The sequence below is a fragment of the Streptococcus castoreus DSM 17536 genome (assembly GCF_000425025.1).
Classification (GTDB): domain Bacteria; phylum Bacillota; class Bacilli; order Lactobacillales; family Streptococcaceae; genus Streptococcus; species Streptococcus castoreus.
In genome coordinates, this window is the sequence record NZ_AUKZ01000035.1 from 1 (window position 1) to 14,272 (window position 14,272).

At 36.6% G+C, this 14,272-nt stretch carries 15 protein-coding genes; 10 read left to right on the forward strand and 5 right to left on the reverse strand.

The annotated features are described in order from the left end of the window. On the forward strand, window positions 1-810 hold an 810-nt coding region (locus H346_RS09955; RefSeq protein WP_051188372.1), incomplete at its 5' end, for an IS982 family transposase. Window positions 811-1,106: 296 nt separating this feature from the next. Here the strand turns inward: H346_RS09955 and H346_RS0107710 are convergent. The 4 genes from H346_RS0107710 to H346_RS0107725 form a co-directional block, all read right to left on the reverse strand. Continuing rightward, complete coding sequence (locus H346_RS0107710; protein WP_027970572.1) at window positions 1,107-1,454, reverse strand: DUF1831 domain-containing protein; 348 nt, start codon at window positions 1,452-1,454, stop codon at window positions 1,107-1,109. Continuing rightward, window positions 1,444-2,571 (reverse strand): cysteine desulfurase family protein, encoded by a 1,128-nt coding sequence (locus H346_RS0107715; RefSeq protein WP_027970573.1) that lies wholly within the window; start codon window positions 2,569-2,571, stop codon window positions 1,444-1,446. The genes H346_RS0107710 and H346_RS0107715 overlap by 11 nt, the downstream gene beginning before the upstream one ends. Before the next feature lie 3 nt (window positions 2,572-2,574). Further along, window positions 2,575-3,549, reverse strand: coding sequence for a ribose-phosphate diphosphokinase (locus H346_RS0107720; protein WP_027970574.1), 975 nt, complete (start codon window positions 3,547-3,549; stop codon window positions 2,575-2,577). A 143-nt stretch (window positions 3,550-3,692) separates the two neighbouring features. Continuing rightward, window positions 3,693-4,265 (reverse strand): CYTH domain-containing protein, encoded by a 573-nt coding sequence (locus H346_RS0107725; protein WP_027970575.1) that lies wholly within the window; start codon window positions 4,263-4,265, stop codon window positions 3,693-3,695. 93 nt (window positions 4,266-4,358) lie between these two features. Between H346_RS0107725 and yjbM the strand changes: the two genes are divergently transcribed. The 5 genes from yjbM to H346_RS0107750 all read left to right on the forward strand — a co-directional run bounded on the left by yjbM (window position 4,359) and on the right by H346_RS0107750 (window position 8,609). Beyond that, window positions 4,359-5,030 (forward strand): GTP diphosphokinase, encoded by a 672-nt coding sequence (yjbM, locus tag H346_RS0107730; protein WP_027970576.1) that lies wholly within the window; start codon window positions 4,359-4,361, stop codon window positions 5,028-5,030. Beyond that, window positions 5,005-5,841, forward strand: coding sequence for an NAD kinase (locus H346_RS0107735; RefSeq protein WP_027970577.1), 837 nt, complete (start codon window positions 5,005-5,007; stop codon window positions 5,839-5,841). Before yjbM ends, H346_RS0107735 begins: the two co-directional genes overlap by 26 nt. Then, window positions 5,838-6,746, forward strand: coding sequence for an RluA family pseudouridine synthase (locus H346_RS0107740; RefSeq protein ID WP_027970578.1), 909 nt, complete (start codon window positions 5,838-5,840; stop codon window positions 6,744-6,746). The genes H346_RS0107735 and H346_RS0107740 overlap by 4 nt, the downstream gene beginning before the upstream one ends. After that, window positions 6,746-7,735: a phosphate acetyltransferase gene (pta, locus tag H346_RS0107745; RefSeq protein ID WP_027970579.1), complete on the forward strand. Its 990-nt coding sequence runs from the start codon at window positions 6,746-6,748 to the stop codon at window positions 7,733-7,735. Before H346_RS0107740 ends, pta begins: the two co-directional genes overlap by 1 nt. A 118-nt stretch (window positions 7,736-7,853) precedes the next feature. Further along, a complete protein-coding gene (locus H346_RS0107750; RefSeq protein WP_027970580.1) occupies window positions 7,854-8,609 on the forward strand; it encodes an SDR family NAD(P)-dependent oxidoreductase in 756 nt (251 codons plus the stop codon). A 358-nt stretch (window positions 8,610-8,967) separates the two neighbouring features. On the opposite strand, the gene H346_RS0107755 is transcribed toward H346_RS0107750, so the two are convergent. Beyond that, complete coding sequence (locus H346_RS0107755; RefSeq protein WP_027970581.1) at window positions 8,968-9,660, reverse strand: hypothetical protein; 693 nt, start codon at window positions 9,658-9,660, stop codon at window positions 8,968-8,970. Window positions 9,661-10,197: 537 nt separating this feature from the next. Between H346_RS0107755 and H346_RS0107760 the strand changes: the two genes are divergently transcribed. The 4 genes from H346_RS0107760 to H346_RS0107775 all read left to right on the forward strand — a co-directional run. After that, on the forward strand, window positions 10,198-10,926 hold the full coding sequence (locus tag H346_RS0107760) for an ABC transporter ATP-binding protein (protein WP_027970582.1): 729 nt from the start codon (window positions 10,198-10,200) through the stop codon (window positions 10,924-10,926). Further along, window positions 10,919-12,445, forward strand: coding sequence for an ABC transporter permease/substrate-binding protein (locus H346_RS0107765; RefSeq protein WP_027970583.1), 1,527 nt, complete (start codon window positions 10,919-10,921; stop codon window positions 12,443-12,445). The genes H346_RS0107760 and H346_RS0107765 overlap by 8 nt, the downstream gene beginning before the upstream one ends. A gap of 278 nt (window positions 12,446-12,723) precedes the next feature. Further along, complete coding sequence (guaC, locus tag H346_RS0107770) at window positions 12,724-13,707, forward strand: GMP reductase (RefSeq protein WP_027970584.1); 984 nt, start codon at window positions 12,724-12,726, stop codon at window positions 13,705-13,707. A gap of 380 nt (window positions 13,708-14,087) precedes the next feature. Beyond that, on the forward strand, window positions 14,088-14,272 hold a 185-nt coding region (locus H346_RS0107775; RefSeq protein ID WP_027970585.1), incomplete at its 3' end, for a KxYKxGKxW signal peptide domain-containing protein.

Genomic DNA, 14,272 nt, shown 5'->3' on the forward strand with positions numbered 1-14,272 from the left:
CAATTATCAAAAATTTGCCATCAGCTGTATCGTGAGTATTGTCCAGAAGGCTTAAAACACCGTCGTAACGTTAGCTTGTCCAAGGTCTCAGACGAATCTCTACTAGTCTTACTGCTCTTGCAAGCTGAATTAGGAATTAAGTCTCAACGGCATTTTTATCGTATCTGTCAACTCTTTCCTTGCGGTCATCTTCTTGAAAGAAGTCGCTTTAATCGACGAGCAAGACAATTAATTTGGCTAGTCCAAGCCATCAGACAAGCAATGAATGCTCACATATCTCCTGATACAGTAGTCATCATCGACAGTTTTCCTCTGCTACTTTGTCAACCTGTCCGCAATCATAGAGCCCGTATTTTTGAAGGACTGGCGGACATTGGTTATAACGCTTCTAAGCATCTGTGGTTCTATGGTTTCAAAGTACATATGCTGGTCACTCTATCAGGTTATATTCTGAACTATGTTGTCACACCAGCTTCGGTTCATGATATTAGAGCGGTTTACGAGTTATTAGAAGAATGTGACCAATCCGTCATTTTAGCAGACTTGGGCTACCTTAGTCGGGAGCTGAAAAATGATTTGGAACAAAAAGGCTATCAGTTATGGACACCCTTACGTCAAAATATGACAGGGGCCAAACAACATAATCATGGGAAATTGATGGCTATGAGACGAGCCATTGAAACTCGATTTTCAGAACTTTGTGCCCTTTTTGATGTAGAACACACACTGACTAGAGGAGTGACAGGATTACAATTGAGAATTGAACAAATTATACTTGCTTATAATCTAAAATACATTGAGATTAACTAGCACCATGAGTGTTGATGTGTTGTAATAAACATTCTTAATCTAACAGGTTGGGTAAATTGAAAAAATATCTCTAGGCTAGATAAAAAAGAATACAGAGATAGCCTTCAAATCAATCAACTTATTTATGATTATTAGTAAGAATTTATTTTTCAAGAAAAGAGAGATTAGCAAAATGTTTCCTATCAACTAACTTTGCTGCCATAGAAAATAAAGGGCAATGGTACTATAACGGATCGATTGGGACCATTATACACCATTGCCTAAGTTTAGCTAGGAAATAAATTTGTTATTGCTGACTAGATTTCTGTTTTGATAAAAATATCTCGTTCCACGAGACTATCCATTAAAAAATAGAATTTGTCTTGAAGGATTTTATTGTCTTTTGATTTAAAAATATTGACCAACCTAAGGCCTGACTGATCTGTGATGACTAGCTTGAAGCTATCGAGGTCTTTATTAATTATAATTTTTAGAGGGAAGCCCTCACCAGAATTAGGTACTTTCTCTAATAACCGAGTAAGTTGGTAATGTCCAATCTTGGTCTGACTAAAGGTGGTATCTCTTAGCGTGTACTTTTTTATTTTTGGGCTGATTTGGTAGCGGTACTTACAGTCTTTTAAGTGGATGTCTTTTTCAAATGCCATTTTGTTCTCCTAGGATTTTTTTTAATGTTCTTGCTAATTGTTGTACTTCTTGCAAGGTATTCTGATCTGAAAAACTAATGCGGATGGATTCTGTTAAGCGGTGAGACTCTTCACCAAAATAAGCAGTCAGTACATGACTGGGTTCTACAGTTCCAGCAGTGCAAGCAGAACCTGTTGAAACAGCAAAACCTGCTAAATCAAGTTGTGTTAACAAGCTACCATTTTGATAGCCTGGAAATCCAATATTTAGCACATGAGGTAAATGATTTCCACTCTGATTAAGAAAATAAGATACTCCATCTAGTTCCTCAAGAAAAGTATTGCGAAGTGACAGAATCTGTTGGTTTTGTTGAGACCAACAGAATAAGGCATCGGTTAGCGCTTGTGTCATACCAACAATCCCTATCATATTTTCTGTACTTGCCCGTCGTTTTTCTTCTTGATCTCCACCATGAAAGAGGGCATCCATCTTTAATCCCTTGTTATATAAGAAACCAACACCTTTTGGTCCATGGAATTTGTGTGCAGAAGCAGATAAAAAGTCAATTCCTAATTCAGCAGTATTTATGGGAAATTTACCAATGGTCTGCACCGCATCTACGTGAAAAACAGCCTGATGTTTTTTGAGGATATTTCCAACCTCCTCGATTGGAAGTAAGTCACCAGTTTCATTATTGGCATACATCATACTGACTAGAATAGTATCTTCTCTTAGAGCAGCTTTAAACTCTTCTAAATCAATATTTCCGTTTTTACAGCTTAAATAAGTGATTTCAAAACCAAAACGTTTTTCTAAATAGGTCATGGTACGAAGGACGGAATGATGTTCAATAGAAGTTGTAATTAAGTGTTTTCCCTTAGCTTGATTAGCCAGTGCATAGCCTTTTATAGCCATATTATTGCTTTCGGTTCCACCAGAAGTAAAAATGATTTGACGCTCAGTAGTCCCCAAATGATTAGCGATCATTTGCCGGCACTCACGAAGAATTTTATTAGCCCTTCGACCGTAGGAATGAATGCTAGAAGGATTTCCCAAATTATCTTGCATAGCCTTTGTCATTGCTTGAATAACATTTAGACTAAGTGGAGTAGTTGCAGCATTGTCGAAATACATCATAGTTTATCTTATGCCTTTAGGTTGGTAAGAAAAAAGGGAACTTAATGGTTTTCTTTCGTGGATGCGAATGATAGCTTCTGCAATTAAATCACTAGCACTAAGATAAGTCACATTTTCTGGAACACGATTTTTAGTTTTGACAGAATCTGTCACAATAATTTCTTTAATCGGAGCAGTTTCTAAGACGTCAGCTGCTCCTCCAGCAAATAAACCGTGACTAGCAACTGCATAAATATCAGTAGCACCCGCACGTTCAAGAATTTTAGCGGCTTCTGCAAATGTTTTACCGGTATTTAAAATATCATCAATCAAAATGGCTTTTTTGCCGGTAACATCACCAATAACGTAACCTTCCTCACGTTCTGAGTCATCTTGTGCGTAATCAATAATAGCGATTGGAGAATCTAGGTACTCTGCTAGACTTCTGGCACGTTTGATACCAGAATTTTTAGGACTGACCACAACGGTGTCTGATCCGACTAAGTTAAGCTTGCTATAATGCTCAGCAAACAGTGGAACTGTAAAGAGATTATCAACTGGAATATCAAAGAAACCTTGTACCTGAACAGCATGTAAATCAAGGGTTACAACACGGTCAATACCAGCTTTAGTCAACATATTTGCCACTAGTTTAGCTGTAATCGGTTCACGAGATTTAGCCACACGATCTTGGCGTGAATAACCAAAATATGGTAAGACAATGTTAACAGTATTGGCACTTGCACGTTTACAAGCATCAATCATGATAAGTAATTCCCAAAGATTATCATTGACAGGAAAACTAGTGGATTGAATGATGTAAATATCATCACCACGAACTGTTTCTTCGATATTAATCATAATTTCCCCATCAGAGAATTGACGAGAAGAAATTTTTCCAAGCGGAATACCTGATGCTTCAGAGACTTTTTCAGCAATTGGGAGATTTGAGGTAAGTGAAAACAGCTTGATTTGCTTATCAGCATATCGGTCAGTCATGATAGATTTAACTCCTTACATTTCAATGAGTAGAATAAACGGATGGAACAACTCCAAATCTTATTCCAAATTTATTAATTGACATTATTATTTTAACAAAAAAACAAAAAAATTTCAGTCTTTCTACTGATTTTACCAACGATTCATTTAGGATACTTCAATGTTTTACTAAAACGAGCCACTTTACTTTTGGCATATTTAAAATCAATATGATGTTGTGCTAAGAAATGATCAAAATCAACTTTTCCTTTTACAGGATCAGTGACTTCTAATTCCAGTTCATAGTCTTTAGTATTAGCATACTGATTGTAATCCAATGCCATTTTTCCAATTGGTGTATCTGTTTCTCGACGAATAGTGGTTAAGTTTCCAAATGTTTTTAGCGCTGATAGATCAATGCCAACAGAAGCGATTAAATCAAGCACAGGTGATTTAGGGAAGTTTCCCTGTTTAATCATGTCTCTTGCTTGGTCAATATTAAGAGACACATTATATTCACGATTCCCAACTTTTTCAGGAACTTTCAATGTTAATTCAGCATTTGTTCCAAAAGTACGAATGCGAAGAGACATTTTGTTAGCTTTTAGGTCAAATTGCTCAGTGTCAATATAATAATTTGTCTGGGTAATCGGTGTCACATGGCTCATTTGCGAGAGTAGACGATTATATTCATCTTTGGTTAGTAGCGTTTTGTACTCAATTTCTAGGTTGGTCATAGGAAATTCCTTTTAGATTTAATTTGTGCTATAATGAATTGTTATTTCAATTTTATATTAATATCCTAGCTTTGACAAGAAAGGAGAAGGCAGATGGCTTTAGATTGGGAAGAATTTTTAGATCCTTATATTCAAACAGTTGGCGAATTGAAAATTAAGTTACGTGGGATCCGCAAGCAATTTCGTAAGCAAAACCGCTATTCACCAATTGAATTTGTGACAGGTCGTGTCAAGTCAGTTGAAAGCATTAAAGAAAAAATGGCCCTACGTGGTGTGCTTGAAGAAAATATTGCACAAGATATTCAAGACATTGCAGGACTTCGTATCATGGTGCAATTTGTAGACGATGTTGAGGACGTTTTAGCTTTATTGCGTCAGAGACAAGACATGACAGTTGTTTATGAACGTGACTATATTCGAAACATGAAGTCCAGTGGTTACAGATCTTATCATGTGGTGGTCGAGTATCCTGTTGATACCATTGAAGGGCAAAAAAAAGTACTAGCCGAAATTCAAATTCGTACCCTAGCAATGAACTTTTGGGCAACCATAGAGCACTCTTTGAACTATAAATATGGTGGCGAATTTCCAGAAGAAATCAAAAAGAGATTGGAAGTCACAGCAAAAATTGCCTTGGAATTAGACGAAGAAATGCGTAAAATTCGTGAGGATATTCGTGAAGCTCAATTATTATTTGATCCCGGAACTCGAAATTTAAGTGATGGTGTAGGAAACAGTGATGACACAGACGAATTATACAGATAAGGTAAAGCGTATTGCTATAATTGCTAATGGCAAATATCAAAGTAAGCGTGTTGCCTCAAAGCTTTTCTCCGTATTTAAGGACGATCCTGATTTTTATCTTTCAAAGAAAAATCCAGACATTGTGATTTCCATTGGCGGAGACGGGATGCTCTTATCTGCTTTTCACATGTACGAAAAGGAATTGGACAGGGTGCGTTTTGTTGGTATCCATACAGGTCACCTTGGTTTTTACACTGACTATCGCGATTTTGAAGTTGATAAATTGATCGACAACTTAAGAAGAGACAAAGGGGAACAAATTTCTTATCCTATTTTGAAGGTTGTCATTAGTTTGGATGATGGACGTGTGATTAAAGCGCGTGCCCTAAACGAAGCGACAGTTAAACGAATTGAAAAAACGATGGTTGCAGATGTTATTGTTAATCATGTCAAGTTTGAACGCTTTCGTGGAGATGGTATTTCTGTATCGACTCCTACAGGAAGTACCGCTTACAACAAATCTCTAGGTGGGGCTGTTTTACACCCAACTATTGAAGCGTTGCAGTTAACAGAAATTTCGAGTTTAAATAATCGTGTTTTTAGAACGCTAGGCTCTTCTTTAATTATTCCTAAAAAGGACAAGATTGAGTTGGTTCCAAGAAGATTAGGTATTTATACTATTTCCATTGATAATAAAACGTATCAGCTTAAAAATGTTACGAAAGTAGAATATTTTATTGATGATGAAAAAATTCATTTTGTCTCTTCACCAAGCCATACTAGCTTTTGGGAGAGAGTTAAAGATGCTTTTATTGGAGATATTGATTCATGAGATTTGAATTTGTAGCTGATAAACGAACAAAAGTAAAAACTCTCTTAAAAAGTCATGACGTTTCAAAGGGATTATTAGCTAAGATAAAGTATAAGGGAGGCAATATATTCGTGAATGGTGTTGAACAAAATGCCATTTATTTATTGGAAGCAGGGGATGTCGTTTCCATTGATATTCCAAACGAAGAGCCCTTTGAGAAACTTGAAGCTATCCCTTTTGATTTGGATATTGTTTACGAAGATGACCATTTTTTGGTGATTAATAAGCCAGTTGGCTTTGCCAGTATTCCAAGTGCCATCCATTCTAATACCATTGCGAATTTTATCAAAGCTTATTATGTAAAAAATAACTACCCAGACCAGCAAGTTCATATTGTGACCCGTCTAGACAGAGATACTAGTGGTTTAATGTTATTTGCAAAACATGGTTATGCCCATGCAAGATTAGATAAGCAATTACAGACTAGATCTATTGAAAAACGTTATTATGCTTTGGTTTCTGGTGATGGTAGTTTACCTGATGAAGGGGAGATTATAGCACCAATTGGGCGCTCAAAAGATAGTATTATCACGCGAGCAGTAGATCCAATGGGGAAGTATGCTAGAACAAGTTATAGGGTTGTGACACGCTATGCAAAAAACGTTCATTTAGTTGATGTTAAGTTACATACTGGACGCACCCATCAAATAAGAGTTCACTTTTCGCATATTGGTTTTCCACTTCTGGGCGATGATCTTTACGGCGGTCGATTGGATCTGGGAATTACAAGGCAGGCTTTGCATTGCCATTACTTGCATTTCAGTGATCCATTTACAGAAAATGATTGTAGTCATACAATAAACTTGACAGATGACTTTGAGAGCGTTATCATGTATTTACAAGAAAGGATAGAGGTTAATCATTAATGAGTATTCGTAATTTATTTGGTGGTCTAAGGGAAAAAATTCTTGGTAAAAATATGAAGATTGTTTTTCCAGAAGGTAATGATGAGCGTGTTGTTCGTGCAGCGGCACGTTTGAAATTTGAGGGGCTTTTAGAACCGATTATTCTTGGACAAGCTGAAGATGTCCGTAACCTTTTGACAGAATTAGGTTTTGCTGATCAAGATTATAACATCATTAATCCAAATGATTACGCTGATTTTGAAACAATGAAAGAAGTGTTTGTTGACATTCGTAAAGGTAAAGCGACGCTTGAAGATGCTGATAAAATGCTTCGTGATGTTAATTACTTTGGGGTTATGTTGGTTAAAATGGGTTTGGCAGATGGTATGGTATCAGGTGCGATTCATTCAACAGCTGATACCGTTCGTCCAGCTCTTCAAATTATTAAAACAAAACCAGGTATTTCTAGGACATCAGGTGTTTTCTTGATGAACCGTGAAAATACGAGTGAACGTTATGTCTTTGCCGATTGTGCGATTAATATTGATCCAACGGCACAGGAATTAGCTGAGATTGCTGTTAACACAGCAGAAACAGCTAAAATCTTTGACATTGACCCTAAGATTGCTATGTTAAGTTTCTCAACTAAAGGTTCTGGTAAAGCACCACAAGTTGATAAGGTAAGAGAAGCAACAGAAATTGCTAAAACACTAAAACCTGAGTTAGCCCTTGATGGAGAATTGCAATTTGACGCAGCCTTTGTTGCTGAAACCGCTAAGATTAAGGCACCGAACTCAGATGTTGCAGGTCACGCGAATACCTTTATCTTCCCTGATTTGCAGTCTGGGAATATTGGTTATAAAATTGCACAACGTTTAGGGATGTTTGAGGCTGTTGGTCCAATCTTACAAGGATTGAATAAACCCGTTAATGACTTATCTCGTGGTTCAAGTGCTGAAGATATTTACAAGTTAGCTATTATTACAGCTGCACAAGCCATCGAAGGCTAATCAAAGAGTGACTATCTCATTGACATTTAGTTTAAACAATAAAGTGGGATTTATTTTAGGAATAATTAAAACGAGTTGGATAGCCCATCTCGTTTTTGTTGAAAATGAGGAAAGAATGATGGCAAAAATTGCATTGGTGACAGGAGCTTCGGCTGGTTTTGGGAAGGCGATTGTTGAACAACTTATTGCTGATGGTATAAAAGTTATTGGTGCCGCTCGTCGTTTTGAAAAGCTGAAAGCTTTGGAAGTTACTTTGGGATCAGAGTATTTTTACCCCTTACAGATGGATGTTTCAGATACTAAGGCTATTGATCTTGCTTTGGCAGGTCTCCCGAGTCAGTGGCAAGACATTTCTATTTTAGTTAATAATGCTGGTCTGGCTTTGGGACTTGATAAAGCTCACGAGGCAGACTTTACTAACTGGATGACTATGATTAACACCAATGTTGTTGGTTTAATTTATTTAACGCGTCAGTTATTGCCTACTATGGTGTTAAAAGATGAAGGAATTATTATCAACTTAGGGTCAACAGCCGGAACAATTCCTTATCCAGGTGCTAATATTTACGGTGCTACCAAGGCTTTTGTCAAACAATTTTCCCTTAATTTGCGGGCTGATTTGGCTGGAAGTCATATTCGTGTTAGCAATATTGAACCAGGCTTGTGTGAGGGAACGGAATTTTCAAGTGTTCGTTTTAATGGTGATGAAGATCGGGTTAAGGCTTTGTATCAAGGGGCACACGCGATTCAGCCTAAGGATATTGCAAATACTGTGACTTGGGTAATTCATCAGCCACCTCATGTGAATATAAATCGTATTGAAATTATGCCGGTGTCACAAAGTTACGGTTCACAACCTGTTAGTCGTGATTAAAAAAGAGAATAGAGTTGACTGAGCCTACTGAAAAAGTCAGTTACATTAAAAATTTAACAAACAATTAGATTTGAGATTGACCGATGATAACTAAAAAACGAATGTATGGTAAATAGTTTCTTGTAACTAAGTATCATCATTCGTTTTTTGTTAACATGATGTTTCTCTTCAATCTTTTTCAGTGGGCACGAGTTGACTTGCTCCAATCGTTAGATTTTATGTCTAACTTTTTGAGGACAGGTCAAAGTCATTTGTTATGCCTTTCTTTTAAATTGTCAGTTTAGCTAGTAAATATGGTACCCACTACTACTTTTAGCCTAGCTGATAACCGAATGTATGATTCCAGTCTTTCAATTTGCTAAATATCACTAGTAATCGACGGACCGGAAGTGACATCGGACCATCCTACGATAGCTTGCCCGGTCTCTTCTAGGTATTGACTAAGTAACGGTTTAATATCTTGAATCGTGTTAAAAACACCAACCACTTGTCCTTGGTTATTTTTTAATGCGTGGTAATGTTGCATGTAAATATGATCCAATGAACCCGAAGGAACAATAAAGGATTTATTGATGCTAGTCCCAGATTTCAGATCATCAAGAATCCAAGGTTCAATCTGTTTTTCAGTGAGTGGGAAAAAACTACCATTAAACCCATGGTTATCAATGATGATTTGTCCATCTTGGTTAGCCAATCTTGCTTGTAAGGGGAGATAATGTAAAAATTGCCCATCAAACTTCTGATAAAATTGGGTGATGTATTGAACTAATTCTAAAATCTCGTGCGCATTATCAAACAGCCCTTTGCTGATGGTAAATCCTTGCCCGACTTCTGAACACTTAAAATAAAGTGTTGGTAGATCAATCGAGTGCTGCTGAAAGCTGAAAATGGCCTGATAATTAGTCCAATCAGTAGCGTTAAATGTGTGTCGATGATCTTTCATTTTGATAGCAAAAAGGTGGGGAAAATGACTGGATAGTTCAGTTATAAAAGTATATTGTAAATCATCTTCTAGATTTAGAAGGGCTAAAATTGAAATTGGTCTTATCATAGCTGTATCATAACTAGATTTTCATCAAAAGGCAAAGCATCTGTTTTGCATGATAGATGCAGCAAACCGTTATTTCTGAATTATCATATCGACGAAAATCATTCATTTTAGATTTTTCTCTGTAGTCAAACATCTAAAAAGAATCGTTCATTTTGAAATATCTGAATATTGACATGCCAAAACCGTTATTTTTGTTGAAAATTTCTTAGACATTTAGCGTGTGTGCGTTGTTATTGATGGGTAAGTTTATCGTATAAAGGGTTATCCTGAGGGGACTTGTTGGTTTTCGTTAGAGCATTTAGATGGAAATTAAAAAGGATACGGTTCACCAACGTTGGAATTTCTAACACGTTAGAGCAACGCTATGTTTTTTGAGAAGTATGATAAACTATTTGACTTATAAGAATTAACTTTTTATAATAGTCAAAATAGTGGTAGGAAAATACGATTAAAGACAGTAGTTTCCATAAGCATTGGAGAGATAAATGACTGGATCAATGATGAACATTGACTCCCTAACTGATGAATTGGAGAATTATGATACGATTTAATAATGTTTCTAAAACTTTCGGTCAGACGAAGGTTTTGCAAGAACAGACGTTTCAGATTAATAAACGTGAATTTTTCGTCTTGGTTGGTCCTAGTGGTTCCGGTAAGACAACTCTTTTAAAAATGATTAATTGTTTAATAGAACCTAGTTCAGGCGATATTCTCTTAAATGAAGTTTCACAAAAAGCGTTAAATTTACGTGATATGAGACTATCTATTGGATATGTTTTGCAGCAGATTGCACTTTTTCCCAATCTTACAGTAGCTGAAAACATTGCCATTATTCCCAAGATGAAGCAATGGACACCAGAAGAAATCCGAAGTAAAACTGAGGAGTTGCTTGATAAGGTTGGTTTGCCAGCTAAAGATTATCTCGATCGTTACCCAAGCGATTTGTCTGGAGGGGAGCAGCAACGAATTGGCATTGTACGTGCTATTATTTCTCATCCTAAAATTTTATTGATGGACGAACCTTTTTCTGCTTTGGATCCTATTTCGCGCAAACAATTACAAGATTTAATGTTAAGTCTTCACAAAGAATTTGACATAACCATTGTTTTTGTGACCCATGACATTGATGAGGCTATTAAACTTGGAGATCGTGTAGCCGTTTTAAATGAAGGACAGATTGTTCAGCTGGATCAACCAGAAAACATCAAGGTTCATCCAGCCAATGATTTTGTAGCGAGTTTGTTTGGAGGTGGTGCTCATGCCTAGTTTATTTGTAACCTTCCAAAATCGTTTTAGTGAGTGGCTAACGGCCTTGGCAGAGCATTTACAAATCTCTCTTCTTTCTTTAATGATTGCCTTGTTGATTGGTATTCCACTAGCAGCCTTACTAAGTCGCAGCAAACGTTGGTCAGGTTTTGTTTTACAGGTGACAGGGGTTTTTCAAACCATTCCATCATTGGCTCTACTTGGTCTTTTTATTCCTTTAATGGGGATCGGTACTTTACCGGCAGTGACAGCTTTGGTTATTTACGCTATTTTTCCTATTTTACAAAATACTATTACGGGATTAAATGGTATTGACCCTAGCTTGGTAGAAGCAGGAACAGCTTTTGGGATGACCAAATGGGAGCGCTTAAAGACATTTGAAATTCCTATTGCTATGCCTGTTATCATGTCTGGTGTGCGTACGTCAGCTGTTATGATTATTGGAACAGCTACTCTAGCTTCCTTAATTGGTGCAGGGGGACTTGGTTCCTTTATTTTACTTGGAATTGATCGAAACAATGCTAATCTTATTCTGATAGGTGCTATTTCCTCCGCCCTTTTAGCGATTATTTTCAATTCCCTTTTAAAATACTTAGAAAAAGCATCTTTGAAACGCCTTATCATGAGTTTCTTTGTTACGTTGTTAGCCTTACTAACCTCATATGCGCCAATGGTTGTTGGACAATTTTCAAAAGGATCAGATACTATTGTGATTGCTGGTAAACTAGGTGTCGAACCAGATATTCTCATTAATATTTATAAAGAATTAATCGAGGAGCAATCGAAGTTGAAAGTTGACCTTAAACCTAATTTTGGCAAGACGAGTTTTTTATATGAAGCTGTCAAATCTGGAGATGTCGATATTTATCCTGAATTTACAGGAACCATTACTTCAAGTCTTTTGAAAACTAAACCGGCTTTATCAAATGATCCTAAACAAGTTTATCAGGATGCTAAAATTGGGATTGCTAAGCAGGATAATCTCGTTCTTTTAAAACCATTTGCTTATCAAAATACTTATGCGGTTGCTATGCCTGAAAAATTGGCTAAGGAATTAAACGTTAAAACCATTTCTGATTTAAAGAAGCATGAATCAAAATTGAAAGCTGGCTTCACTCTAGAATTTAAAGATAGAGAAGATGGTTACAAGGGGATGCAATCAAAATATGGATTGCAGTTGTCTGTGGCAACCATGGAGCCAGCTCTTCGTTATCAAGCCATTCAATCTGGAAATATTCAAATAACAGATGCTTATTCAACTGATGCAGAGATTACGAAATATCATTTACGGGTCTTGAAAGATGACCAACAACTCTTTCCACCTTATCAAGGAGCGCCCTTAATGAAAGCTTCGCTACTAAAAAAACATCCTGAACTCAAAAAAATTCTCAATCAACTATCTGGGAAATTGACTGAAAAAGAGATGCAGCAGATGAATTATAAGGTTTCTGTTAAAGGTGAGGACGCTAACAAGGTTGCGCGTGCCTATCTTTTAAAGGAAAAATTAATTTCTAAATAATAGTGAGGTTAGTCCAAAAGGCTAGCTTTTTTAGTGATAGCATTTGTAAAAGTTTTTTAAGGAAAATGTTCTTAAAACACGAATATTAAACAAAAAAATAATAAAAAATTTGACAAAAAATAAACAAACTAGTAGAATATAGTAAGGAAGGGTAAGTTTTTACCCAGCGATGCTCATTTGATACAATGAGTTATAGGAAGGTCATTTTAATGAAAAATGAGGGGAGAGATGGCTAGTCTTGCTAGCTCTTTTTAACCTTGTAAAAAGGGAGAAAACTTATGTTTAATGACATGCCTGTATTTGATTACGAAGATATTCAATTAATTCCTAATAAATGTATTATTAATAGCCGTTCAGAAGCTGATACGACTATTACATTTGGTAATCATACCTTTAAATTACCAGTCGTTCCTGCAAATATGCAAACGATTATTGACGAAGCCATTGCAGAACAGCTAGCAAAAGCGGGGTATTTCTACATTATGCACCGTTTTGATGAGGAGAGTCGTCAACCATTTATCAGGCGTATGCATTCACAAGGTCTGATTGCTTCTATTTCTGTTGGGGTTAAAGATTATGAATATGACTTTGTATCGTCATTAAAAGAAGATGCTCCTGAATTTATCACCATTGACATTGCCCATGGTCATGCCAATAGTGTTATTGAAATGATCAAACATATCAAAACAATATTGCCAGATACTTTTGTGATTGCTGGAAATGTTGGAACACCAGAGGCTGTTCGTGAATTAGAAAATGCCGGTGCTGATGCAACTAAGGTAGGGATTGGACCAGGTAAAGTTTGTATCACCAAAGTCAAAACAGGTTTTGGTACAGGAGGCTGGCAGTTGGCTGCCCTGCGTTGGTGCGCTAAGGCAGCTCGTAAACCGATTATTGCTGACGGTGGGATTCGGACTCACGGAGATATTGCAAAATCAATTCGTTTTGGTGCGAGCATGGTGATGATTGGTTCGCTTTTTGCTGGTCATATCGAAAGTCCTGGGAAAACAGTTGAGGTTGATGGAGAAACCTTTAAGGAATATTACGGTTCTGCTTCGGAGTACCAAAAAGGAGAACACAAAAACGTTGAAGGTAAAAAAATCTTGCTTCCAACAAAAGGGCATTTGTCAGACACACTCACAGAGATGCAACAAGATTTACAATCCTCTATTTCTTATGCAGGTGGAAAAGATTTAGATAGTCTTCGCCGTGTTGATTATGTCATTGTGAAAAATTCGATTTGGAATGGGGATTCAATTTAAAAGATTTACTTATAAAGAAGGAGTTCAAAGAGCTGCTTCTTTTTATGTTTAGACGAGACTGTTTGAATTGTTGAGATTCTGGTAAATTTTAGAGGAGTTCGCTCTCTGTTTGAACTGAAACTTGAGCTAAAAAATAGCAAGGAAACAGAAAGATTTAGTCCTAGGCGAAGTTCGGTTGTTTCTTTGGGTAGCTGCGTTATTATCCCCTTTGTTTTGTTGCAAGAAGCACGAAAATGAAGGGATAATAAAAAATCTGCATTTGGAAGTTCTCATTTTACAAAAAAACATTAGAAAATACTTGACAATATATATATATATATATAATCGTTCTTACACTGGATTAGTGTTTTTTAATTTTGGTTTTATAAAAGGAGTTTAAAATGAAGAAAGTGACCCAAAAAGGATTTCGCACATGGAAATCTGGTAAGCAATGGCTATTCGTAGGAGCAACCTTTGCAGCCTTTCTGGTTGGCGGCAGTATGACAACAGACAGTATCGTCTATGCAGAATCCAACCATGATAACGTTTTGCAACGTCGTAAAGACGACGCTCTAAATGGAAATAA

Excerpts from the sequence above, each read along its gene's own strand:
- H346_RS0107710 (WP_027970572.1), bottom strand. The coding sequence starts at position 1,454 with ATGGCATTTGAAAAAGACATCCACTTAAAAGACTGTAAGTACCGCTAC.
- H346_RS0107715 (WP_027970573.1), bottom strand. The coding sequence starts at position 2,571 with ATGATGTATTTCGACAATGCTGCAACTACTCCACTTAGTCTAAATGTT.
- H346_RS0107720 (WP_027970574.1), bottom strand. The coding sequence starts at position 3,549 with ATGACTGACCGATATGCTGATAAGCAAATCAAGCTGTTTTCACTTACC.
- H346_RS0107725 (WP_027970575.1), bottom strand. The coding sequence starts at position 4,265 with ATGACCAACCTAGAAATTGAGTACAAAACGCTACTAACCAAAGATGAA.
- yjbM (WP_027970576.1), top strand. The coding sequence starts at position 4,359 with ATGGCTTTAGATTGGGAAGAATTTTTAGATCCTTATATTCAAACAGTT.
- H346_RS0107735 (WP_027970577.1), top strand. The coding sequence starts at position 5,005 with ATGACACAGACGAATTATACAGATAAGGTAAAGCGTATTGCTATAATT.
- H346_RS0107740 (WP_027970578.1), top strand. The coding sequence starts at position 5,838 with ATGAGATTTGAATTTGTAGCTGATAAACGAACAAAAGTAAAAACTCTC.
- pta (WP_027970579.1), top strand. The coding sequence starts at position 6,746 with ATGAGTATTCGTAATTTATTTGGTGGTCTAAGGGAAAAAATTCTTGGT.
- H346_RS0107750 (WP_027970580.1), top strand. The coding sequence starts at position 7,854 with ATGGCAAAAATTGCATTGGTGACAGGAGCTTCGGCTGGTTTTGGGAAG.
- H346_RS0107755 (WP_027970581.1), bottom strand. The coding sequence starts at position 9,660 with ATGATAAGACCAATTTCAATTTTAGCCCTTCTAAATCTAGAAGATGAT.
- H346_RS0107760 (WP_027970582.1), top strand. The coding sequence starts at position 10,198 with ATGATACGATTTAATAATGTTTCTAAAACTTTCGGTCAGACGAAGGTT.
- H346_RS0107765 (WP_027970583.1), top strand. The coding sequence starts at position 10,919 with ATGCCTAGTTTATTTGTAACCTTCCAAAATCGTTTTAGTGAGTGGCTA.
- guaC (WP_027970584.1), top strand. The coding sequence starts at position 12,724 with ATGTTTAATGACATGCCTGTATTTGATTACGAAGATATTCAATTAATT.